Consider the following 20,630-nt stretch of genomic DNA (forward strand, 5'->3'; position numbering starts at 1 on the left):
TGTCCGGTTCGGACCTGGGCAGCGTCGGATGTCCGGCCTGCTCGGGGGCAGGGCGGGCAGGGGTCGCTCGCAAATCGGCCGTCACACGGAAACCGTTCTCGGTAGCGGGCTCAGGTCGTTCTCCGGGCTCGTACGGGACGGGCGGTGTCAACGATCCTGCCTGCCGTCCTCCGAGGTCATCGGGATCGGGGGTGGGCTTGGTCATGGATCGCCTTCAACCGCTCGACGGTCACGTGGGTGTAGAGCTGTGTCGTGGCAAGCGTAGCGTGACCGAGTAGCTCCTGAACGCTGCGAAGGTCGGCACCGCCCTCCAGCAGGTGCGTCGCCGCGGTGTGCCGCAGGCCGTGCGGCCCCATGTCAGCCGCCGAGGGCACCGCGTCGAGAGCCTCGTGCACCACCCGCCGGACTGTTCTCGGGTCCAGCCGTCCGCCCCGCACCCCGAGGAACAGCGCGGACGCGTGGGGCTTCGCCGCCGCACCCGCCACCGCCGGCCGGCCGTGGTCCAGCCAGCCACGCAACGCCCGGTCGGCCGGTGCGCCGAACGGGACCATGCGCTCCTTGCCGCCCTTGCCGAGGACCCGGACGAGTCTGCGCCCGAAGTCCACGTCATCGACGTCGAGCCCGCACAGCTCGGACACCCGCACACCCGTCGCGTAGAGCAGCTCGAGGACGGCGAGATCACGCAAGGTCACCGGCTCCTGCTGCGCCGCGCCACTGCCTGCGGCCGTCAGGACGTCCTCGGCCTCGTCCGGTCGCAGCACCGGCGGCAGGGTCCGGTGCACGCGTGGCGCGACGAGCTTCGCCCCCGGGTCGTGCTCCAGCGCGCCCTGGCGGCGGGCCCAGGCGGTGAAGGTCCGGGCCGAGGCCGCCCTCCGCGCGAGGGTGGTCCGGCCGGCTCCCCCGTTGCGCTGGTCGGCGAGCCAGGCCCGCAGCGCTCCGATGTCCAGGCCCTCCAGCGCGGCGACATCCGGCCGCGGCTCCTCACCGTGGAGGAACCCCAGCAGGGACACCACGTCCCCGACGTACGCGCGCACCGTGTGCGGGGACAACCCCCGCTCGAGCCCGAGGTGCCGTTCGTAGGCGTCGACCAGCTCGGCGGCGGCGCGCGGCAGGGCGTCCCGGAGGGCGTGCAGGTCCGTTTTGCGGCCCCGAGATTCCCGTGCGGACATGGTTGTTCACGCTGCGCGAAGGGACGCGCGCGGTCAAGCATCGCCACACCGGCGGCAGATGACGATCGCATCACCTCCTCGTCCTGCGGCGCCAGCCGCTCTCGCAGCGCACGGCGAACTCGTCGAGTTCGAGGGCGGGCAGCAGCGCCCGGACCCGGGCGACCGGCACCCCGGATTCGGTGGCTATCTGCTCGGCGGATTTGCCCTCGCGCCGGTCGAGCGCCTCGTGAACGCGCAGGGCGTCCGGGCCGAGGCCGTCCGTCGGCCGTTTCGAGCGGACCTTCTCGGGCCGGGGAGTACCCAGCCGTCCGACGGTTTCGATCACGTCGTCGACCGAGGCCACGAGGGTGGCGCCGGACTCGCGGATCAGTTCGTGACAGCCGATCGACAACGCGGAGGTGACCGGGCCTGGCACGGCCATCACGACCTTGCCGAGCGCTCCGGCCGTGGTCGCGGTGTTGCGGGCGCCACTGCGCCGGCCTGCCTCCACGACGATGGTGCCCTCGCTGAGCGCCGCGATGAGGCGGTTGCGGACGAGGAACCGGTGGCGGGCCGGTGGTGTGCCCGGCGGGTACTCGCTGACGACGAGACCGCCGTGCTCGGCGATCTTGTCGAGCAGGACGACGTGCCCGGCGGGGTACCCGGCGTCGAGACCGCAGCCGAGCAGCGCGACGGTGGTGCCGCCGACGAAGAGGGTTCCGCGGTGCGCCGCGCCGTCGACGCCGTAGGCGGCGCCGGAGAAGACCGAGATGCCCTGGCCGGCCAGTGCGGCGGCGAAGTCCCCGGCGACGTGCTCGCCGTACCCGGTCGCGGCTCGCGCGCCGACGATCGCCACGGCCTGCTCGGTGGCCTCGTCGAAGCGGACCTGGCCGCGCACCCACAACGCGAGCGGTGGGGCGACGCCCTGCACACCGCGACTGGCGGCGAGTTGGAGGGACAGGAGTGGCCAGCCCGGCCACTCGTCGTCCTCCGGAATCAGCAGCCGCATACCGAGGCGAGCGCCTTCGTCGAGGTCGCGCTGAGCGTGGTCGTGGGTGCGGCGGGCCTCGGTTTCGTCGCGCACGCGGTTGGGACAGTCACCGGCGCGGATCGCCTCGGCTGCCGCGACGGGCCCGTGCTGGGCGACGAAGTCGACCACCGCGGGGGCCGGCGGCTCGGCGACGCGGACGAGGTAGGAGCGGGCGAGGCGCTCCGCGTCGAGCTTGTCGCTGGCGGGCTCGGGGGAGGTTGTCATGCTGCCCTCCGCGTGTGGAGTGCCAGTGCCGAGAAGGTGCGGGGTGAGGTTCGAGAGCACGTGCGGCCCTTCACAGGTGCCGGAGCGGGAACAGGGACTGCGACATGCGCGGAGGCAGACGATGAGGTGGCGCGGGGCGAGGTTCGGGAGCTCATGCGGCCCTGCCCCCGCGCCGGCGAGGAAGCACGGATGACAGCACACGCCTTCGCTGTGCCGGGGCGGAGCGAGCGTCGATGGCTCATGCGGCCCTCCGGTCTCGGAACTCCAGCGCGGTGGCGACGTGGTCGGCTTGGGGTTCGTCGGCGTCGTCGAGGTCGGCGAGGGTCCAGGCGATCCGGAGGCATCTGTCGACGCCTCGGGCGGTCACCGCGCCGCGTTCCAGGCTTCGGTTCAGCAGGGCTGTCGTCGTGGGTGGCAGGGCGAACTCGCGGTGCAGGGCCGGACCGGGGACCTCCGCGTTGGTCTTCCAGCCGTGCTCGCTCCAGCGGGCGGCGGCGCGGTCGCGGGCGGCCAGCACGCGTTTGCGGACCACCTCCGTCGGCTCGGGCTCGCCGCTCTCGTGGCGGCCCATCGCCGTCATCGGGCGCAGCCGCACGCGCAGGTCGACGCGGTCGAGCAGCGGGCCGGACAATCTGCTGAGGTAGCGGCGGCGCTCGGTCGGTGAGCACGTGCAGTCTGTTTCGCGGGGTGGCGCGCACGGGCACGGGTTGGTGGCCATCACGAGCTGGAAGCGCGCCGGGTAGCAGACCGAACCGCGGGCGCGGGCGATGCTGACCTCGCCCTCCTCCAGCACCGTGCGCAGGGAGTCCAGGCGCTGCGACCCGAATTCCGCCGCTTCGTCCAAGAAGAGGACCCCACGGTGGGCGCGGCTGATCAGCCCGGGTGTGGCGATGCCCGCGCCGCCACCGATGAGGGCGGCCTCGGACACCGAGTAATGCGGCGCGACGAACGGCGGAACTTTGATCAGCGGAGCCTTGGCCGTCAGTTTGCCGTTGATCGAATGCACGGCGGTGACCTCGAGCGACTCCTCCGGCGAGAGCATCGGCAGAAGACCGGGCAGCCGCTTGGCGAGCATGGTCTTCCCCACGCCCGGCGGACCGGTGAGGAGGAGGTGGTGCGCGCCCGCGGCCGCCACTTCGAGCGCCCAACGGGCCTCGGGTTGGCCGACCACGTCCGCCAGATCCAGCCCCTTGGGCGGCTCGCTCTCGGTGGGTGGTTCCGGCCGGGCCAGAGCGTTTTCGCCCTCCAGCCACGCCACGACGTCCCGCAGCCTGGCCGCGCCGTAGACCTCGAGGCCATCGACCAGCGCAGCTTCGAACAGCGTCCCGGATGGCACAATCGCGCGCTTGATCCCTTCCTTGCGGGCCGCGAGCAGACCGGGCAGGACACCGCGGACTTCGCGCACTCGGCCGTCGAGAGCCAGCTCACCCAGCAGGACCGTGCCGAGCAACCGGGTGGCCGGGACCTTGCCCGCCGACGCGAGGATGGCCACCGCGATCGCGAGGTCGTAGGCCGAACCGAGCTTGGGCAGGTTCGCCGGGAACAGGCCGAGGGTGAGCTTGTCCTCCGGCCAGTGCTGGCCCGAGTTGCGGATGGCCGACCGGACCCTGTCCTTCGCTTCGCGCAGCCCGGCGTCGGGCAGGCCGATCATCTTGATGCCGGGCAGACCACCGCCGAGGTCGGCCTCGACCTCGACCAGGCGGCCGTCGAGGCCGACGAGGGCCACCGACCAGGCGCGTCCGAGCGGCATCAGAATGCTCCCGGGATGTGCCGGACGCGGGGCTCGCCGTCGCCGTCCGCGTAGACCGCGATGACGTCGAAGCGGACCCGGCACCAGCCGACGCGGTGGATGCTGAGCCACTGCCCGGCGAGGCGCCGGATGCGGGCGATCTTGTCCTCGGTGACCGCCTCGGCGGGGTCGCCGAAGCTCTCCCGGGTGCGGGTCTTGACCTCGCAGACGACCAGGGTGCGGCCGTTGGTGGCGATGAGGTCGAGCTCGCCCTGGCGGCAGCGCCAGTTCCTGGCCAGCACGACGAAGCCGAGCTTCTGCAGGTGGCGCGCGGCGATGTCCTCGCCCCGGCGGCCGAGTGTCAGGTGGCGGGCGGGTCTGGCCGCGGTGGTCATGGCTGGTCCCCCAAGGTCGGTGGTCGTTCACTGCCTTCGACGGTGCCATGACCTGCGATTTCGCCGACAGAGCGAGTTGCCGGGCCTGTGGACAAGTGGGGTGTTGTGGACAAACCACGGCGGGTCGCGGCTCGGTGGGGCGGAAATGTCGGACCCCGGTGGTAGGGGCGGGGACGGCGCGGTGGGGCTGACGGCCGGATTCGGGCGGCAGGGGGACGGCCGGGGCGGAAGTGAATTGAGGCCGGAGCCGCGGAGGGCGCAGTAAGCCAGGTCAACGGGGGAAGCGGGGCCGCGCCGTGCAGAGGCGAGATGTGAGTGGCGCCGGGGGCGGACGGCCGATGGGGCGCGCCAGGGGGCAGACCGCCGGTGGGTAGCGCCGGGGGCAGACGGCCGATGGGTAGCGCCGGGGGGGCAGACGGCCGGTGGGTAGCGCCGGGGCAGACGGGCCATGGGTGGCGCCTGGGGCAGACGGGCGATGGACAGCGTCGGGGAGGCAGCCGGCTGGTGGGTAGCGCCGGGGGCGGACGGCTGGTGGGGTGCGCCAGGGGCGGACGGCCGATGGGTAGCGCCAGGGGCGGACGGCCGACGGGTGGCGCCGAGGAGACAGACGGCCGATGGGGGCGCCTGGGGCAGACGGCCATGGATGGCGCCGAGGGCAGACGGGCCATGGGTAGCGCCGCGGCGGACAGCTGGTGGGGCGCGCCAGGGGGCAGACCGCCGATCGGTAGCGCCGGGAAGACAGACGGCCGACGGGTGGCGCCGAGGGCAGACGAGCCATAGGTGGCGCCGGGGGCAGATGGGCCATGGGTGGCGCCGGGGGCAGATGGGCCATGGGTGGCGCCGGGGGACGGCCGGTAGGTGGCGCCAGGGACGCACGGTGGGGGCGCCTGGGGCAGACGGGCATGGGTAGCGCCGGGGGCGGACGGCTAGTGGGGTGCGCCAGGGGACAGACGGCCGACGGGTGGCGCCGGGGAGGCAGCCGGCCGGTGGGTAGTGCCTGGGGCGGACGGCCCGTGGATAGCGCCGGGGGCGGACGGCCGGTGAGGTGCGGCGGCCAAAAAAGAGAGGGACGTCCCGCTGGGGGACGTCCCTCGTCGAGCTTGGGGTGTCAGCTGGAGAACGGGCCCTCTTCGGGCAGTCTCAGCTCCGGCTTCTCCAACTCCTCCACGTTCACGTCCTTGAACGTGATCACGCGGACGTTCTTGACGAACCGGGCCGGGCGGTACATGTCCCACACCCACGCGTCGGACATGCGGACCTCGAAGTAGACGTCTCCCCCGCTGTCCCTGACCTGCACGTCCACCGCGTTGGCCAGGTAGAACCGCCGCTCGGTCTCCACCACGTACGAGAACTGGCTGACGATGTCGCGGTACTCGCGGTACAGCGACAGCTCCATCTCGGTCTCGTACTTTTCGAGATCCTCTGCGCTCATGAAATCCGCGCCCCTCCTCGCGAGTTCGACCGGTCTCCGGCGGCGGAACTCCCATTCTGAACCACGGTGCCCTCCAGAGCACGCACCGGAGCATCGGACTGCCCCAATGCAGCAGCGGTGAGCATGACCTTCCGCGGCGGTCGCAGACCGTGGGCGGCGGCCGCCGCTGCCACATTGGTGTACGACCACCGGTGTACCTCACACGGCCCGTGTTCGACGAGCGCCGCGCCGTGGTCCGCGGTCGTGTACCCCTTGTGCACATCGAATCCGTACATCGGGTACTCCAGGTGCGTCTCGGCCATGATCCGGTCCCGCGTCACCTTGGCCAGCACCGACGCGGCCGCCACGCACGCGACCGCCCGGTCCCCCTTGATCACCGGCACGCTCGGCGCCGGCAGACCCGGCACCTTGAAACCGTCCGTCAGCACATACCCGGGGCACTCCCGCAACCCCGCCACCGCCCGGCGCATGCCCTCGATGTTGGTGACATGGATGCCGAGCTGATCCACCTCTTCGGGTGAAATGACGACGATCGAATAGTCCAGGGCGCGCACCAGGAGCCGCTCGTAGACCCGCTCCCTGGCCAGCGCGGTGAGCAGCTTCGAGTCGTTCAGCTCCGCCAGCCGGGCCGCGTCCCCCGGCCGGAGCACGCACGACGCGACCACCAGCGGACCCGCGCAGGCCCCGCGGCCCGCCTCGTCGACCCCGGCCACCGGGCCGAGGCCACGCCGGTCGAGCGCCGACTGCAGACCCCACGCCGTCTCACCCCGGACGATCGCCCTGGGCGGGCGGAAGGAGGCCAGAACCGCCGAAGACCTACCCAACCTGGTTACCGCTTTCGCTCGACCGCCTCGCGCACCTTCGAGCCCAGTCGCCGTCCACCCCACACCGCGGGCCACGCGGCGACGACCCCGAACCCGAGCGGAACGCCTTCCTGCCACGCCGGAGCGCTCATGCCGAGCGCGGCCGGCTGCGCGGCGGCCTGCGGATTGTGGTCGCTGACCCCGCCCCACCGGCTGGGTGGCAACACGATGATGCGTGCCTTGCCGATGATGTTGTCCACCGGGACGGCACCGCGGACCCCGCCGCCGCCCTGGCAGCGCGAGTCGCACGAGTCGTTGCGGTTGTCGCCCATCACCCAGACGTAGCCGTCCGGCACCGTCACCGGGTCGAACGGCTCCTGCCGCTGGTTGTCTGGATTCTCCCAGTGGATGTAGGGCTCGTCCAGGGCCTTGCCGTCGACGACGACCCGGTTCTGGGCGTCACAGCACTGGACGGTCTGGCCACCGGTCGCGATGATCCGCTTGACGAAGTCGCGCTCGTCCGGCGGCGCCAGCCCGAACACCGAACCGATGTTCTGGAAGAACCGCACCACCGCGTTGCCCGACCGCTCGGTCGCGACCTCGTTCTCCACCCACGGCTCGGGCCCCTTGAACACCACGACGTCACCCGGTTCAGGGTCGGTGAAGTCGTAGGTGATCTTGTCGACGAGGACCTTGTCGCCGTAGCACCCGGTGCATCCGTGCAGCGTGGTCTCCATCGACCCCGAAGGAATCGTGTAGACCCGCGCCAGGAATTGCTGGAACACGAATGCCAGCGCCAGCGCGACGACGATCAGAATCGGAAGTTCGACCCAGAACGAGCGCTGTTTCTTGGGTTTACGGCGACGCCGTTTCCCATTTGCGCCGGCATCGGCACTCTCGTCCGGATCCGGGCGTTCGGGCTCGTCCTCAGCGGCGCTGGAGGGCACAGGTTCGACCACTTCGCCAGGCTATCGGAGAACGTCCGATCCCTCAGGACGCGGTCGGGGCCTCGCGGCGCTCCTTGATCTTGGCGGCCTTGCCGCGCAGCTCACGCAGGTAGTACAGCTTGGCGCGACGCACGTCACCGCGCTTGTGCACCTCGATCTTCGCGATGTTCGGGCTGTGCACCGGGAAAGTGCGCTCCACGCCGACACCGAACGAAACCTTGCGCACGGTGAAGGTTTCGCGAATACCGCCACCCTGGCGGCGGATCACGACGCCCTGGAAAACCTGAACACGCTCACGGTTTCCCTCGATGACGCGAACGTGCACCTTCAGCGTGTCACCCGGGCGGAAGTTCGGGATGTCGGAACGCAGCGACTGAGCGTCCAGGGCGTCCAGGGTGTTCATCGGGAGTCCGTCCTCGTCCTTCGTCTGTCTGGCAGTCATCCGAGCACGCGCACGCTCACTCACGGCAGGCGACCCGGGGGCTTGTGGCAGGCACGCACCATTGGCACGGCCAACCTGTCAAGTATTGCAGACGCGTCCCCGGCCGGATCACCCGGCCTGCCGCTGCTCGGACCGGACACGGTCGAGCACGGCGAGATCGCGCTGGTCCAGCGTACCTTCCGGCAACCGGTCGAGGAGATCGGGGCGGCGCAGGAGGGTCCGTTCGAGGGCCTGGTCGCGCCGCCAGCGGTCGATCAGCGCGTGGTTGCCCGACCGCAGCACCTCGGGCACGGACAGGTCGCGCCACACCTCGGGGCGCGTGTAGCTGGGGCCTTCGAGCAGGCCGTCGGAGAAGGAGTCCTGCTCGGCCGACACCGGGTTGCCCAGCACGCCGGGCAGCAGCCGCACCGTGGCCTCGACCATGACGAGGACCGCCGCTTCGCCACCGACCAGCACGTAGTCGCCGATGGACACCTCGTCGACCGGCATCCGGCGCGCGGCGTCGTCGATCACGCGCTGGTCGATGCCCTCGTAGCGGCCGCAGGCGAACACCAGGTGCTTCTCGCGGGCGTACTCGTGCGCCATTTCCTGCGTGAACGGGCGGCCCGCCGGCGTCGGCACCACCAGCCGGGTCTCCGGCCCGCACACCGCGTCCAGCGCGTCGCCCCAGACCTGGGGCTTCATGACCATGCCGGGACCACCGCCGTAGGGCGCGTCGTCGACGGCGCGGTGCACGTCGTGGGTCCAGTCCCGCAGATCGTGCACCCCGACCTCGATCAGCCCGCGCTCGATGGCGCGGCCCAGCAGCGCGGCCCGCAGCGGGTCCAGGTACTCGGGGAAGATGGTGACGACGTCGATCCGCACGGCGCGAGCGTAACCAGCCCGTCAGCCGGCGTCGTCGAGCAGGCCCTCGGGCGGATCGACCACGACGCGGCCGCCCTTGACGTCCACCACGGGGACGATGGCCTGCACGAACGGCACGAGGACGGTGCGCCCGTCGCGGTCGAGCGCGAGCAGCTCGCCGTGCGGGGCGTGCACGACCTCGGTGACAGTGCCGATCACCTCGCCGTCGCTCAGTTCGGCGCGCAGGCCCTCGAGTTCGTGGTCGTAGAACTCGTCCGGGTCGTCCGACGGCGGGAGGTCGGCGGTGTCGGCGAGGAGCAGGGCGCCGCGCAGGGCCTCGGCGGCCTCGCGCGTCACCACCTGCTCGAACGTGACCAGCAGCCGCCCGCTGTGGGGGCGGGCGGCTGCGACGGTCAGCGGGCGCGTGGTGCCGTCGCGGAAACGCGCGGTCACCGTCGCGCCGTCGCGGAAGCGTTCCTCGGGCGAGTCGGTCCGGATGTCCACGGCGAGTTCACCGCGCACACCGTGGGCCTTGGCGACCCGCCCGACGACGACGTCCACGGATGGGTCAGCGGTCGGTGTCGACGACGTCCACGCGGACGCCGCGGCCACCGATGCCGCCCATGACGGTGCGCAGCGCGGTCGCTGTCCGGCCGCCTCGGCCGATGACCTTGCCCAGGTCGTCCGGGTGGACGTGGACCTCGAGCGTGCGACCGCGGCGGGTGGTGATCAGGTCGACCCGGACGTCGTCCGGGTTGTCCACGATCCCCCGCACCAGGTGTTCGAGGGAGTCGGCGAGGAAGCTCACGCCTCGTCCTTCGCCGCCTCGTCGTCGGCCTTCTTGGCCGACTTCTTCTTCGGGGTGGTGGCCTCGTTGGCGGGCTCCTCACCGGCAGCCGCGAGGGCCGCGTTGAACAGCTCCTCCTTGGTCGGCTTCGGCGCGGCGGTCTTCAGCGTGCCCTCGGCGCCCGGCAGGCCCTTGAACTTCTGCCAGTCACCGGTGATCTCCAGGATGCGCTGCACCGGCTCGGTCGGCTGCGCGCCGACACCCAGCCAGTACTGGGCGCGCTCGGAGTCGACCTCGATGAAGCTCGGCTCGGACTTCGGGTGGTACTTGCCGATCGACTCGATCGCCTTGCCGTCCCGGCGGGTGCGGGCGTCGGCGACGATGATGCGGTAGTACGGCGCACGGATCTTGCCGAGGCGCTGGAGCTTGATCTTGACGGCCACGGTGTGTGGGTACTCCTTGGTTCTCTGCGTGCTCGCGGGTGTCGGGTCACGATCCGTGTGGGGACACCGGACGAGTACCCGAAGCTTTTCGGTCGCCACGGCACGGTGAGAGGGCCCGGCCGCAGCAGGCAAGCGACTATTCTGCCAGACCCGTTCGCGTGGCCCGCAGGCGGCGTCTAGATCGCCATGACGCCCAGCGCCGTGAGCAGCATCGCCACGGCGGGCAGGAAGTTGTTCATCTGGTGGGCCACGATGCTGCCGAGCAGGCGGCCGGTGAACAGCCGGGCCAGGCCGATCGGGATGGCGATCACCAGCAGCAGCGTGGTGCGCAGCGGCTCCAGGTGGCTGGCCGCGAACACCGCGGTGGACAGCAGGAACGCCGCCAGCCGCGCCCACTTCTCCTGGCCCCAGTGCAGCCGCTCGACCGCACCCCACAGCAGGCCGCGGTAGATGACCTCCTCGCAGATCGGCCCGAGCAGCCACAGGTAGGCGAACATCACGATCGCGGCGCTCACCGACATCGGCTGTTCCTCGACCAGGGCACTGATCGCCGACCCGGCGTTGGCCTCGCCCACCGCCTGGGTCCAGATGAACGCGCTCACGGTGGTCAGGACGAGCCCGAACGAGCCGAGTTTGAGGCCGAGCTTCACGTCGTCCCAGCGCCAGGACAACCGCAGGTCGGCCAGCGGGCCGTTGCCGCGCACCTTGGTGATCAGGATGGCGACCAGCGCGGCGAGGACGGTCGGGGCCATCGTGCCGATCAGCACGTCCCGCGCCGGCAGCGGCTGACCGGGCGGCGCCGGGCCGAGCAGGACGCTGACGAACGCGGCGGAGGCCAGCAGGACGGCCTCCACGACCAGGAAGGCGCCGAACCCCCAGCGGTGCGACGGCGCGGGCTCCGCGGTGGCCGGCAGATCAGGCGGATCGAGCTCGCCCGGATGTGCCGTCACGGCGCGCCTCCCTCTGATCCTCGCCCAGCACCTACCGAGCCTAGTCGCCATGGTCGTTCCGCTCAGGACCCGGTGAACAGCAGCAACGCGGGGGCGAGGTTGTTCGCCGCGTGCGCGACGAAACTCGCTCCCACCCGGCCGGTGCGCCACCGGGCCGCGCCGATCACCAGCCCCTGCGCGAGCAGCGCCAGCGTGCGGGTCGGCTCGCCGTGCAGGTAGGCGAAGACGACCGCGGTGAGCACGAGGATCACCCACTGCGGGACGCGGTGGTGCTCGAGCGCTCCCCACAGGGAGCCGCGCATCAGCAGCTCCTCGGCCATCGGGGTGGCGACCACGACGACGAGGGCGGCCAGCGCGAGCCAGACGAACTCGTCCCGCCCGCCGTCCTCGGCGAGGTCGGTGAGCGGGCTGTCGGAGACACGGTCGGTGCCGTAGATACCCAGCAGCACCAGGTTCACCAGGTACCCGGCGAGCAGGGCGAGCGCACCGCAGGCCAGGCCCACCTTGACGTCGCGCAGCGTCGGCATCCAGCCGAAGTCGCGCCGCGGCCCGCTCCCCCAGCGCCGCGACGCGACCAGCGGGGCCAGGCCGAGCAGGAGGCTGGGCACGAAGGCGAGCAGCAGCACCGGGCCGACATCGAGCAGTTCCAGGGGGTCGACGCTGGCGTGCCCGGAACGCAGCGCCGTCATCACGACGGTCACCAGGTGGTAGCCGCCGAGACCGGCGAAGAACGCGACGAACCCCCAGTGGGCGCCGAAGACCGGCCGGTTCCGCACGTCCTCGCCGACGCCCTGGCCCACCCTCGACGCGCTCATGGAGTTCAGGCTATGTGGCTCGGCGCGATCAATCGACCCCGGGGCGTGAGCGGTGTCACCGGATCCACACCGGCAGCAGGCCGACGGCGACCAGCACCACCGTGGCGAGCGCGGTGGGCAGTGCGCGTGGCCGCCGTCGCCGGACGAGGACGGCTGGGGTGAGGACGGCGCCGGCGACGAACGCCGCGAGGTAGGCGCCCTCGCCGTACCCCAGCCAGCCGGCCGCGCCCGCGACGAGCAGCGCGACCGGCACGGCGTACACCAGTCCCAGTCCGCGGATGATCTTCATCGCCGCGTCGTGGCTGATGTCGGGGACGAAGTGCGGCACTAGCGGGGGTTGCCGCCGGCGTCGGCGACGAGCTGGCCGCGGCGCTCGGCGCCGGACCGCCCGACGTGCACCGTGATTTCGACCGGGTCTCCCCCACGCGGCCGGGTCACCTCGACGCGCAGCACGTCCGTGGCGTCCGGGAACCGCTGGCGCGCGAGGTCGATCAGACCAGGGACCGCGGCAAAGTCGATCTCGTCCAGTGCGAACGCGTAATCGGGATCCGGCCCTGCCGTGTCGTCCGGGGTCGGCGAGAGGTCGCCGTCGCGGTAGATCACCGCGCGGTCGCCGCGCTGGCCGCGGATGAAGTCGCGCTCGATGTAGATCGCGTCGTAGGTGGTCGCGACGCTGCGCAGCTCCTCGACGCCGGTCTCCAGGCCCTCGGCGGTCAGCAGGTCCGGGCCGCCGAACAGCTCCGTGCGCAGCGGGAGCAGACCGGCGACGACCAGCACGACCGTCGCGGCCGCGACCCGCTTCCAGTCGGCGGGCGCACGCCCGTTCATCCGGGCGACGACCAGCGCGAAGACCGCGGCGAGCGTGGCCGCCGCGCCCACCGCGAAGGCCGCCAGGAAGAGGCCCTCCCCCAGGACGAGCCCGCCGACGACGCCGACGACGAGCAGGGCCAGTGGGACCGCGTAGAGCAGCCCCAGCGACTTGATGATCTTCACTCGGACATCTTGATCAAGGATCGATCGCGACGGTAGCGGCAATTCGGCCGTCAGCGGAGGAGGGGGATGTGGGGGTGGGTTGCGGTGGGGTGGGGACGGTCGCGGCGGTGGGTCTCGGGCTGGGCCGAAGTGCCACAGGACTTGGAAGCGGCGCGGCGGTGCCGCAGGCGGCGCGGCGGTGCCGCAGGCGGCGCGGGCCCGGTGCGGCGGGACGGTGGAGCGGCGCGGCGGAGCGGCAGGCGGCGCGGGCGCAGCGGCGCGGAGCGCGGCGGTGCGGGGGCGCGGCAAGGCGGGCGGGGTGGCAGGTTGGCAGGAGCGGCGTGCAGGGCAGTGGGGCTCGGCGGCACGGCAGTGGTGCTCCGCGGCTGGGCGGTAGCGCGTCGAAGCGGCCCGTCGGCGGTAGTGCGACGGAGCGGCCAGCGGTCGGGGACCCGGCTGTAAGGGGCGAGTGCCGCGGCGGTGGGTCCGGGCTGGCCGTGGGGCGGCGGGCGCGGCTGGGCTGCCGCTCGGCCAGGCGACAGCAGCGCGGCAGCAGCGCGGCAGAACTACAGCAGCCGGCGGCCAGCGGCCAGAGCACTCGCAGAAGGTGGCGGGGCCAGCAAGTGCGGCAGGGCAGCGGGATCGCAGGGCGAGCAGGGGCGGCATGGCCGCGAGGTGGCCGGCGGCCGGGCGGCCAGCACAGCAGCGCGGCCGGCGGCCGGGCGGCCAGCACAGCAGTGCGCCCGGCGGCCGGGCGGCCAGCACAGCAGTGCGCCCGGCGGCCGGGCGGCCGGCATCGCCGGGCAGTGGGACAGCGACGCAGCGCGAACCAGGCGTATGCAGTCCACCCACCCTGGAGGCGCGAACCGTCAGCGGATGATCGCGCCGCGCAGGATTATGTGTTTTGGGCTGCGTAGGACGGACAGGTCCTCGCGGGGGTCGGTGTCGTAGATCAGCAAGTCCGCGGGGGCGCCTTCGGTGATGCCGGGGTGCCCGAGCCACTCCCGGGCCGCCCAGGAGCCTGCGGCCAGCGCCTCCTCCGCGGTCATCCCCGCGCGGTGCAGCGCTTCCAGCTCGTCCACGAGCCGTCCATGGGCGATCATGCCGCCCGCGTCGCTGCCTGCGTAGACCGCCACGCCGGCGTCCAGCGCGTTTCCGACCAGCTCACCGACCCTGGCGTGCAGCGCCCGCATGTGGGCGGCGTACACCGGGTACTTGCCGGCCGAGTCCGCGATTCCCGGGAAGTTCTCGATGTTGATCAGCGTCGGCACCAACGCCGTCCCCCGGCGGGCCATCTCGGCCAGCAACGACGGGTCCAGGCCGGTGCCGTGCTCCAGGCAGTCGATACCCGCGTTGATCAGACCCGGCAGCGCGTCCTCACCGAAGACGTGCGCCGTCACGCGCGCTCCGGCCTCGTGGGCGACCTTGATCGCCTCGGCGAGCACGTCGTCCGGCCACAGCGGCGCCAGATCGCCCACCGACCGGTCGATCCAGTCACCCACCAGCTTGACCCAACCGTCACCGTCCGCCGCCTGCTCGGCGACCGCCGCGGGCAGCTCGTCGGGGTGCGACAGGTCGACGCCCAGCCCGGGGATGTAGCGCTTGGGCAGCGCGAGGTGCCGCCCGGACCGGATGATCCGCGGCAGATCGGCGCGCTCCTGCAAGGGCCGGGTGTCGATCGGCTGGCCGCAGTCGCGGATCAGCAGCGTCCCCGCGTCCCGGTCGGCGAGCGCGTTGACCACCGCGCCGTCGAGGGCGGTCGGCCCGCCCGGGCCGATCGCCGGGTGGCAGTGGGCGTCCACCAGCCCCGGCACCAGGAAACCGTCGGCCACCACGGTCCGCGCGCCCTCGACCGGGGCGAACGTGACCCGGCCGTCGCTGATCCAGACGTCGCGCTGCTCACCGTCGGGCAGCACCACCCCGCGCAGGTGCATCTACTTGTTCTTCGGCAGCTTGAACTTGGACGGGTCGAAGCCGGGCACGTCGTTCATGCCGCCGCCCAGCTGCGACAGGTCGGGCATCCCGCCGCCGGCGCCACCGGGCGGGAGCATCGGCATGCCGCCGGGGAACCCGCCGCGCACCTTGGGCTGCGTTGGGCCCTTGCCCTTCTTCCCCTTCTTGCCCTTCTTGCGCTTGGTCGCGCTGCCACCGCCGAAGCCGAAGCGGCCCGCCATCTGCTGCATCATCTTGCGGGCCTCGAAAAACCGGTTCACCAGGTCGTTGACCTCGCGGACCGTCACGCCCGAACCCTGCGCGATGCGCTGACGACGCGAACCGTTGATCATCTTCGGGTCGGCCCGCTCGGCCGGGGTCATGCCGCGGATGATCGCCTGCAGGCGGTCCAGGTGCTTGTCGTCGACCTGCGCGAGCTGGTCCTTCATCTGCCCCGCGCCGGGCAGCATGCCGAGCAGGTTGCCGATCGGGCCCATCTTGCGGACCGCGAGCATCTGCTCCAGGAAGTCCTCCAGCGTGAGCTGGCCGGTGCCCAGCTTCGCCGCGGCCTTCTCGGCCTGCTCCTGGTCGAAGGCCTGCTCCGCCTGCTCGATCAGGGTGAGCAGGTCGCCCATGCCGAGGATCCGGCTGGCCATCCGGTCCGGGTGGAAGGTGTCGAAGTCCTCGAGCTTCTCACCGTTGGAGGCGAACAGGATCGGCTGGCCGGTGACCTGCCGGACGGACAGCGCCGCACCACCGCGGGCGTCACCGTCGAGCTTGGTCAGCACCACACCGGTGAAACCGACGCCGTCGCGGAACGCCTCGGCCGTGGTGACCGCGTCCTGACCGATCATCGCGTCGACGACGAACAGGATCTCGTCCGGCTGCACGGCGTCGCGGATGTCCGCGGCCTGCTTCATCAGCTCCTCGTCGACGCCCAGCCGTCCGGCGGTGTCGACGATCACGATGTCGTGCTGCGCGTGCTTGGCCTCGTCGATGCCACGGCGGGCGACGTCCACCGGGTCGCCGACGCCGTTGCCCGGCTCGGGCGCGAACGTCTGCACCCCGGCGCGCTCACCGACGACCTGCAGCTGCGTGACCGCGTTGGGGCGCTGGAGGTCACAGGCGACCAGCAGCGGCGCGTGACCCTGCTTCTTGAGGAACAGCGCGAGCTTGCCGGCCAGCGTCGTCTTACCGGAACCCTGCAGACCGGCGAGCATGATCACCGTCGGCGGGTTCTTGGCCAGGCTCAGCCTGCGGGTCTCGCCACCGAGGATGCCGATGAGCTCCTCGTTGACGATCTTGATGACCTGCTGCGCCGGGTTGAGGGCCTCGGAGACCTCGGCGCCCTTCGCGCGTTCCTTGACGTGCGCGATGAACTCCCGGACGACGGGCAGCGCGACGTCGGCCTCCAGCAGCGCGATGCGGATCTCGCGCGCGGTGGCGTCGATGTCGGCGTCGGTCAGCTTCCCCTTGCCCCGCAGGTTCTGCAGGACCGAAGTGAGCCGGTCGGAGAGGGTGTCGAACACGGGTGTGCACGCTCCAGCTGGTCGTGGTTGTCCGCCTGCGGCGTCCCACCAGGGTAGCCGCTCGTGGCGGGTGACCTGTCAGGCCTGCCGTTCGGCGAGCAGGCGCATCCCGCCGGGTTCCAGCAGCACCACGCACGGGACCAGCTCGGTCGTGTCGTACTCGGAGCCCAGCACCTGCTCGTGGATCACCTCGGCCCAGCCCGAGTCCGCGGCCGCCACGAAGAGCTCGTCCGGGCAGGGCAGGCCGACCACCAGCCGCTCTGAACCGAGGTTGCGGGACATCTGCGCGCCGAAGTCGTCCAGCGCCAGCGCCGAACCGGCCAGCCAGTCCTCCCGGGTCAGGTGCAGCAGGTCGCCGTGCTCGCCGCGGTGGCCGGTGACGCGCAGGCCGCGCTTGAGGTTGGCGCCGGCCTCGGCCATCAGCTCGGCGAACGGCGGCGAGCCCATCTCCTGGTAGCCGTGCGTGGTGACGTGGTGCATGCCGACGGTGCCGCGTGGCGTGGGGCCGACGTGGGCGAGGGCGACGGACAGCCGTCCGGGCACCAGCGGGTGGTGCGGGACCGCGCCGAGCACCTCGGCGCGCGGCGACGACGCGCTCCACAGCACCGGCAGCAGCTCCGGCTCGGGCGCGGCCTGCTCCGCCAGCACGCGCTCGGCCTCGGCGAACGCGGCCGCCCAGCCGTCCGGGCCCGGCCGGTCGAAGCTGTAGGTCTGCCGGATGCCGGGGAACATCAGGGCCACGAACCCGAGGTCCTCGGCGGAGGGCTCCCACTCGCTGTAGACGGCGGCGACGTCCCCGGGCTGGACCTGGCGTTCAGCGCGCACCTGGGCCCACGCCTGCCGCAGGGCGTCGTCCGCCACGGTGGGGGCGCTCGCGACCACCGGTTCGTCCAGGCCGTTGAGCTGGAAGGCGAACAGGTTCTGCGTCACGTCCGTGTTCACGCGGCGCTCACCAGCCAACGGCCGACGTCGATCGTGGTGTGCGCCCCGCTCCTCAGGTTGCGCGCGATCAGCAGATGCAGCATGCGCGACATCCAACCGCGCAAGGGAAAGTGCGGGTGGCCCGCCCCCTCGCCGGGCCACCCGCACACGCACGCCGCGGCCGCCGGTCCCCCGGTGCTCGCCGTACCCCCAGTACCAGCGAGTCCCTCCGGACATCCGTGGCGTGATGTCCCAAGACTGCCGGTTCCGCGAGGCCCGGGGCAGCGTGAAGACCCCCAAGTAGCGGTAGGTAGATCTACTCAGGAACCGCGTGCGCGCAGAGGTGTGACCCGGGTCGCGCGGGTGTGTGACGCGGGTTCGGGCAAAAAGATTTCCGCGCTGCGTCCTGGGCGCCGACTTCGCCTTCGACGTGGCCTTCCGCGCGGCGCTTCGCCTCCGCGGCCTTGTTCGCGGCCGCCTTGGCGTTCGCGACGCGCTGGTGGGCGTCGGTGCGGTCCTGTAGGCCAGTGCATCGTGTCCACCACGATCAGCTGGTCGTGCAACTGCTACAAGCGGGTGCTCTCGCCGGCGTTGGCGGCGATGAACGCGGCCAGCGGCTCGCTCTCGCCGAGCGCGTCGGCCGAATAGCCGAACGCCGCTCCGGCTGCCTGGAGTATCTCCACGAGGGCGGCCATCTCGGCCGACGGCATCGCGGCCAGCGCGCCGAACCGCGCTTCGCCGAGCCGTTCGGCGAGCCCGGTGAGCGCGCCGGAGAGGTGACGCTGCCCGGCGACGAGGTGTTTGAGGGCGGCGACGATCTCCCCGAGATCGGTTTCCGGCGCCTGGTCCAGCTCCGCGGCGCAGGCCTCCAGGTGCGCGGCGGCGACCGTGAGCGGCAGGATCGTCGACTCTGGCACGAGCGACATCCTGCCACCCCCGATCAAGAAAACCGTGGCGACACCCCGGAGCGGATCACGCCGCCGCGGCGAGCACCGCCTGTTCGACCCGCTGCCGCCACGCCGGGTCCAGCTTCCCGCCGCGCGGGGAGACGGCGAAGGAGTCCACGACAGCCGCGCCGAGCGTGGCGACCTTGGCCCACTTCACCTCCGCGCCGCACGACTGCAGCGCGCCGGCGACCCGGTACAGCAGGCCGATCCGGTCGGTGGCCCGCAGTTCCAGCACGACCGTGTTCGGGCCGCTGGTCTCGTCGTCGAACCACAGCACCTTCGGCTTGGCCGACACCCGAGTCGGCTGGTAGTCCCGTTCCTTCGCCGCGAGCTTCGCCTCCAGCGCGAGCCCGCCTGCGACCGCCCGCGCGAACTGCTCGCGCAGCAGCGCCGGATCGGGCAGCGAACCGAACTTCGGGGACGCGGTGAAGATCCCGGCCCGTCCACCGTCGTGGCCGCGCAGCACCGCGGTGTGCACCTCCAGCGAGTGCAGCGCGAGCACCCCGGCCGCTGGCGCCAGCAGGTCGGTGCGCGCGGGCGCGGCGACCACCACCGTGGCCATCTTGCCGTCGTGCGTGATCAGCACTTCGCTGCGGCCGGCCGCCACCGCCGCGGCGACCAGCTCGCGCCGGCGCGCGTCGAGCGGCTCCGGCGGGCTGAACCCCTTGCCCTGCACGACTTGCCTGCACCGGTTGACCAGGTTGGCGACCAGCCCGGCCTTCCAGTCGGTCCACATGCCGGGCCCGGTGGCCAGCGAATCGGCCTGGGTCAGCGCGTGCAGCAGTTCCAGCAGGACCACGTCGTTGTCGACGGTCTTGGCCACCCGCGCGACGGTGCTCGGCTCCTCGATGTCGCGCCGGGTCGCGGTGTGCACCAGCAGCAGGTGGTGGCGCACCGCGGCCGAAACGAGCGCGGCATCGGAGTCGGGCAGCCCGATGCGTCGGGCGACCTGCAGCGAGATCGCGGCGCCCAGCTCGGAGTGGTCGGCCTCGCGGCCCTTGCCGATGTCGTGCAGGAGCGCGGCCAGCAGCAGCAGGTCCGGCCGGGACACCGTGGTGGTGAGCTTCGCGGCCTCGACCGCGGTCTGCACGAGGTGCCGGTCGACGGTCCACTCGTGCACCGGCTCCCGTGGCGGCAGGTCGCGCACCGCGCCCCACTCCGGGAACAACCGCGCCCACAGGCCGGTGCGGTCCAGCGCCTCGACGGCGTCGATCAGGCCCTCGCCCGCGCCGAGCAGTTCGGTGAGCGAGTCCCGCGCGTCGGGCGGCCACGGCGTGCGCAGTTCCGGCGCCGAATCGGCGAGCGTGCGCAGGGTGCCGTGGGAAATCGGCGTGCGGGTGCGGGCGGAGGCGGCCGCGACGCGCAGCAGCAGCGCGGGATCCTTGGCCGGAACGGCGTCCCTGGCCAGCGCGACCTCGTTGCCGTGCAGCACCACGCCGTCGTCCAGCGGGATGCGGCTGGGCCGGCGCGAGAAGCGCCCGCGTGGCACCTCGGCCGTGGCGCGCAAGGCGACGTCGACGGCGTACCCGACCGCGCGCCCGGCGCCGGAGAGCTTGCGCGCCAGCGTGAACCGGTCGCCGAACCCGAGTTCGGCCGCCACCAGCTCGGCGTCCACACCGGACAGCACGTCCCGGTCGCGCCGCAGTTCGCGGCGCATCTCGGTGCGCACGTCCAGCAGCAGTTCCCTGGCCTGGCGCAGTTCCTCGCCCGGCCGGTCGGTGAGCTGGGCGACGGCGAGCGCCTCCAGCACCCCCAGGTCACGCAGGCCGCCCCGGCCGTGCTTGAGGTCGGGTTCGGCGGACTGGGCGATCTCCCCGCTGCGCTGCCAGCGCTTGCGGGTCGATTCGGCCAGTTCCGGCAGGCGTTTGCGCGCGGTGCGGCGCCACTGGTCGCGCGCCGCCGTGGCGAGCCTGGCGGTCAGCTCGGCGTCCCCGGCGATGTGCCGGGCGTCGAGCAGTCCCATCGCGGTCCGCAGGTCCTCCGAGGCGACCTGGAGGGCCTCCCCCGGGGTGCGGACCGAGTGGTCGAGGCCGATGCGCGCGTCCCACAGCGGGTACCACAGCGCATCGGCGATTCCGGCGATCCCGGGGTGCTGGTTGTGGACGAGGACGAGGTCCAGGTCCGAGAACGGCACGAGTTCGCGGCGGCCGAGGCCGCCGACGGCGACCAGCGCGACACCGGGTTCGGCGGTGTCCACGCCGGCCGCCGCGGCGGCCTTGCTGAGCCAGAACTCGTACAGGTCCACCAGCGCGGCGCGCAGTGCCGACGCACCGAGCCTGCCGTGCCGGCCTTCCAGCAACCGGTTCGCCGCCTTGGCGAGTTCCCCCCCGACGACCATCC

The 20,630-nt window shown here is 72.4% G+C and carries 21 protein-coding genes; all 21 read right to left on the bottom strand.

The window, feature by feature from the left end; translation table 11 throughout:
• Positions 1–176 precede the first annotated feature (176 nt).
• Positions 177–1,169: a tyrosine recombinase XerC gene (locus AMYTH_RS0119835; protein WP_027931784.1), complete on the bottom strand. Its 993-nt coding sequence runs from the start codon at positions 1,167–1,169 to the stop codon at positions 177–179.
• Positions 1,170–1,239: 70 nt separating this feature from the next.
• The gene (gene dprA / locus AMYTH_RS0119840; protein ID WP_027931785.1) at positions 1,240–2,403 is read right to left on the bottom strand and encodes a DNA-processing protein DprA; all 1,164 of its coding nucleotides are present in this window, start codon (positions 2,401–2,403) and stop codon (positions 1,240–1,242) included.
• A 238-nt stretch (positions 2,404–2,641) separates the two neighbouring features.
• Positions 2,642–4,153 carry a YifB family Mg chelatase-like AAA ATPase gene (locus AMYTH_RS0119845; protein ID WP_027931786.1) on the bottom strand — a complete coding sequence of 504 codons (1,512 nt, stop codon included), beginning with the start codon at positions 4,151–4,153 and terminating at the stop codon, positions 2,642–2,644.
• Positions 4,153–4,527: a YraN family protein gene (locus tag AMYTH_RS0119850; protein ID WP_027931787.1), complete on the bottom strand. Its 375-nt coding sequence runs from the start codon at positions 4,525–4,527 to the stop codon at positions 4,153–4,155. Before AMYTH_RS0119850 ends, AMYTH_RS0119845 begins: the two co-directional genes overlap by 1 nt.
• Before the next feature lie 1,108 nt (positions 4,528–5,635).
• Entirely contained in the window at positions 5,636–5,959 is a 324-nt protein-coding gene (locus tag AMYTH_RS0119855) for a DUF2469 domain-containing protein (protein WP_017987585.1), read from the bottom strand.
• Entirely contained in the window at positions 5,956–6,735 is a 780-nt protein-coding gene (locus AMYTH_RS0119860; RefSeq protein ID WP_027931788.1) for a ribonuclease HII, read from the bottom strand. The genes AMYTH_RS0119855 and AMYTH_RS0119860 overlap by 4 nt, the downstream gene beginning before the upstream one ends.
• 53 nt (positions 6,736–6,788) lie before the next feature.
• Complete coding sequence (lepB, locus tag AMYTH_RS0119865; protein WP_027931789.1) at positions 6,789–7,721, bottom strand: signal peptidase I; 933 nt, start codon at positions 7,719–7,721, stop codon at positions 6,789–6,791.
• 31 nt (positions 7,722–7,752) lie between these two features.
• Entirely contained in the window at positions 7,753–8,112 is a 360-nt protein-coding gene (gene rplS / locus AMYTH_RS0119870) for a 50S ribosomal protein L19 (protein ID WP_017987582.1), read from the bottom strand.
• Positions 8,113–8,259: 147 nt separating this feature from the next.
• On the bottom strand, positions 8,260–9,015 hold the full coding sequence (gene trmD / locus AMYTH_RS0119875) for a tRNA (guanosine(37)-N1)-methyltransferase TrmD (RefSeq protein WP_027931790.1): 756 nt from the start codon (positions 9,013–9,015) through the stop codon (positions 8,260–8,262).
• Between the two features lie 21 nt (positions 9,016–9,036).
• Entirely contained in the window at positions 9,037–9,555 is a 519-nt protein-coding gene (gene rimM / locus AMYTH_RS0119880) for a ribosome maturation factor RimM (RefSeq protein ID WP_017987580.1), read from the bottom strand.
• Between the two features lie 7 nt (positions 9,556–9,562).
• Complete coding sequence (locus AMYTH_RS0119885) at positions 9,563–9,802, bottom strand: RNA-binding protein (RefSeq protein WP_017987579.1); 240 nt, start codon at positions 9,800–9,802, stop codon at positions 9,563–9,565.
• Positions 9,799–10,224 carry a 30S ribosomal protein S16 gene (gene rpsP, locus AMYTH_RS0119890; RefSeq protein ID WP_017987578.1) on the bottom strand — a complete coding sequence of 142 codons (426 nt, stop codon included), beginning with the start codon at positions 10,222–10,224 and terminating at the stop codon, positions 9,799–9,801. Before rpsP ends, AMYTH_RS0119885 begins: the two co-directional genes overlap by 4 nt.
• Before the next feature lie 176 nt (positions 10,225–10,400).
• Positions 10,401–11,174 carry a CPBP family intramembrane glutamic endopeptidase gene (locus AMYTH_RS0119895; protein ID WP_020418153.1) on the bottom strand — a complete coding sequence of 258 codons (774 nt, stop codon included), beginning with the start codon at positions 11,172–11,174 and terminating at the stop codon, positions 10,401–10,403.
• Between the two features lie 62 nt (positions 11,175–11,236).
• A complete protein-coding gene (locus AMYTH_RS0119900) occupies positions 11,237–11,989 on the bottom strand; it encodes a CPBP family intramembrane glutamic endopeptidase (protein ID WP_051362757.1) in 753 nt (250 codons plus the stop codon).
• A gap of 55 nt (positions 11,990–12,044) precedes the next feature.
• Positions 12,045–12,317: a hypothetical protein gene (locus AMYTH_RS0119905; RefSeq protein ID WP_027931792.1), complete on the bottom strand. Its 273-nt coding sequence runs from the start codon at positions 12,315–12,317 to the stop codon at positions 12,045–12,047.
• Entirely contained in the window at positions 12,317–12,982 is a 666-nt protein-coding gene (locus AMYTH_RS0119910; protein WP_027931793.1) for a hypothetical protein, read from the bottom strand. The genes AMYTH_RS0119905 and AMYTH_RS0119910 overlap by 1 nt, the downstream gene beginning before the upstream one ends.
• A gap of 848 nt (positions 12,983–13,830) precedes the next feature.
• On the bottom strand, positions 13,831–14,895 hold the full coding sequence (locus AMYTH_RS0119915; RefSeq protein WP_027931794.1) for an amidohydrolase family protein: 1,065 nt from the start codon (positions 14,893–14,895) through the stop codon (positions 13,831–13,833).
• On the bottom strand, positions 14,896–16,422 hold the full coding sequence (gene ffh / locus AMYTH_RS0119920; protein WP_017987574.1) for a signal recognition particle protein: 1,527 nt from the start codon (positions 16,420–16,422) through the stop codon (positions 14,896–14,898).
• A 78-nt stretch (positions 16,423–16,500) separates the two neighbouring features.
• Positions 16,501–17,364: a hypothetical protein gene (locus AMYTH_RS0119925; protein ID WP_027931795.1), complete on the bottom strand. Its 864-nt coding sequence runs from the start codon at positions 17,362–17,364 to the stop codon at positions 16,501–16,503.
• A 545-nt stretch (positions 17,365–17,909) separates the two neighbouring features.
• The gene (locus AMYTH_RS0119935; protein ID WP_027931796.1) at positions 17,910–18,269 is read right to left on the bottom strand and encodes a hypothetical protein; all 360 of its coding nucleotides are present in this window, start codon (positions 18,267–18,269) and stop codon (positions 17,910–17,912) included.
• Positions 18,270–18,315: 46 nt separating this feature from the next.
• The gene (locus tag AMYTH_RS0119940; protein WP_027931797.1) at positions 18,316–20,628 is read right to left on the bottom strand and encodes a [protein-PII] uridylyltransferase; all 2,313 of its coding nucleotides are present in this window, start codon (positions 20,626–20,628) and stop codon (positions 18,316–18,318) included.
• Positions 20,629–20,630: the final 2 nt, after the last annotated feature.

It is taken from the genome of Amycolatopsis thermoflava N1165, from assembly GCF_000473265.1.
GTDB lineage: Bacteria > Actinomycetota > Actinomycetes > Mycobacteriales > Pseudonocardiaceae > Amycolatopsis_E > Amycolatopsis_E thermoflava.

Bases quoted from the DNA above. Each gene is read 5' to 3' on its own strand.
- AMYTH_RS0119835 (WP_027931784.1), bottom strand. From the start codon at position 1,169: ATGTCCGCACGGGAATCTCGGGGCCGCAAAACGGACCTGCACGCCCTC.
- dprA (WP_027931785.1), bottom strand. From the start codon at position 2,403: ATGACAACCTCCCCCGAGCCCGCCAGCGACAAGCTCGACGCGGAGCGC.
- AMYTH_RS0119845 (WP_027931786.1), bottom strand. From the start codon at position 4,153: ATGCCGCTCGGACGCGCCTGGTCGGTGGCCCTCGTCGGCCTCGACGGC.
- AMYTH_RS0119850 (WP_027931787.1), bottom strand. From the start codon at position 4,527: ATGACCACCGCGGCCAGACCCGCCCGCCACCTGACACTCGGCCGCCGG.
- AMYTH_RS0119855 (WP_017987585.1), bottom strand. From the start codon at position 5,959: ATGAGCGCAGAGGATCTCGAAAAGTACGAGACCGAGATGGAGCTGTCG.
- rplS (WP_017987582.1), bottom strand. From the start codon at position 8,112: ATGAACACCCTGGACGCCCTGGACGCTCAGTCGCTGCGTTCCGACATC.
- AMYTH_RS0119900 (WP_051362757.1), bottom strand. From the start codon at position 11,989: ATGAGCGCGTCGAGGGTGGGCCAGGGCGTCGGCGAGGACGTGCGGAAC.
- AMYTH_RS0119915 (WP_027931794.1), bottom strand. From the start codon at position 14,895: ATGCACCTGCGCGGGGTGGTGCTGCCCGACGGTGAGCAGCGCGACGTC.
- AMYTH_RS0119935 (WP_027931796.1), bottom strand. From the start codon at position 18,269: ATGTCGCTCGTGCCAGAGTCGACGATCCTGCCGCTCACGGTCGCCGCC.
- AMYTH_RS0119940 (WP_027931797.1), bottom strand. From the start codon at position 20,628: ATGGTCGTCGGGGGGGAACTCGCCAAGGCGGCGAACCGGTTGCTGGAA.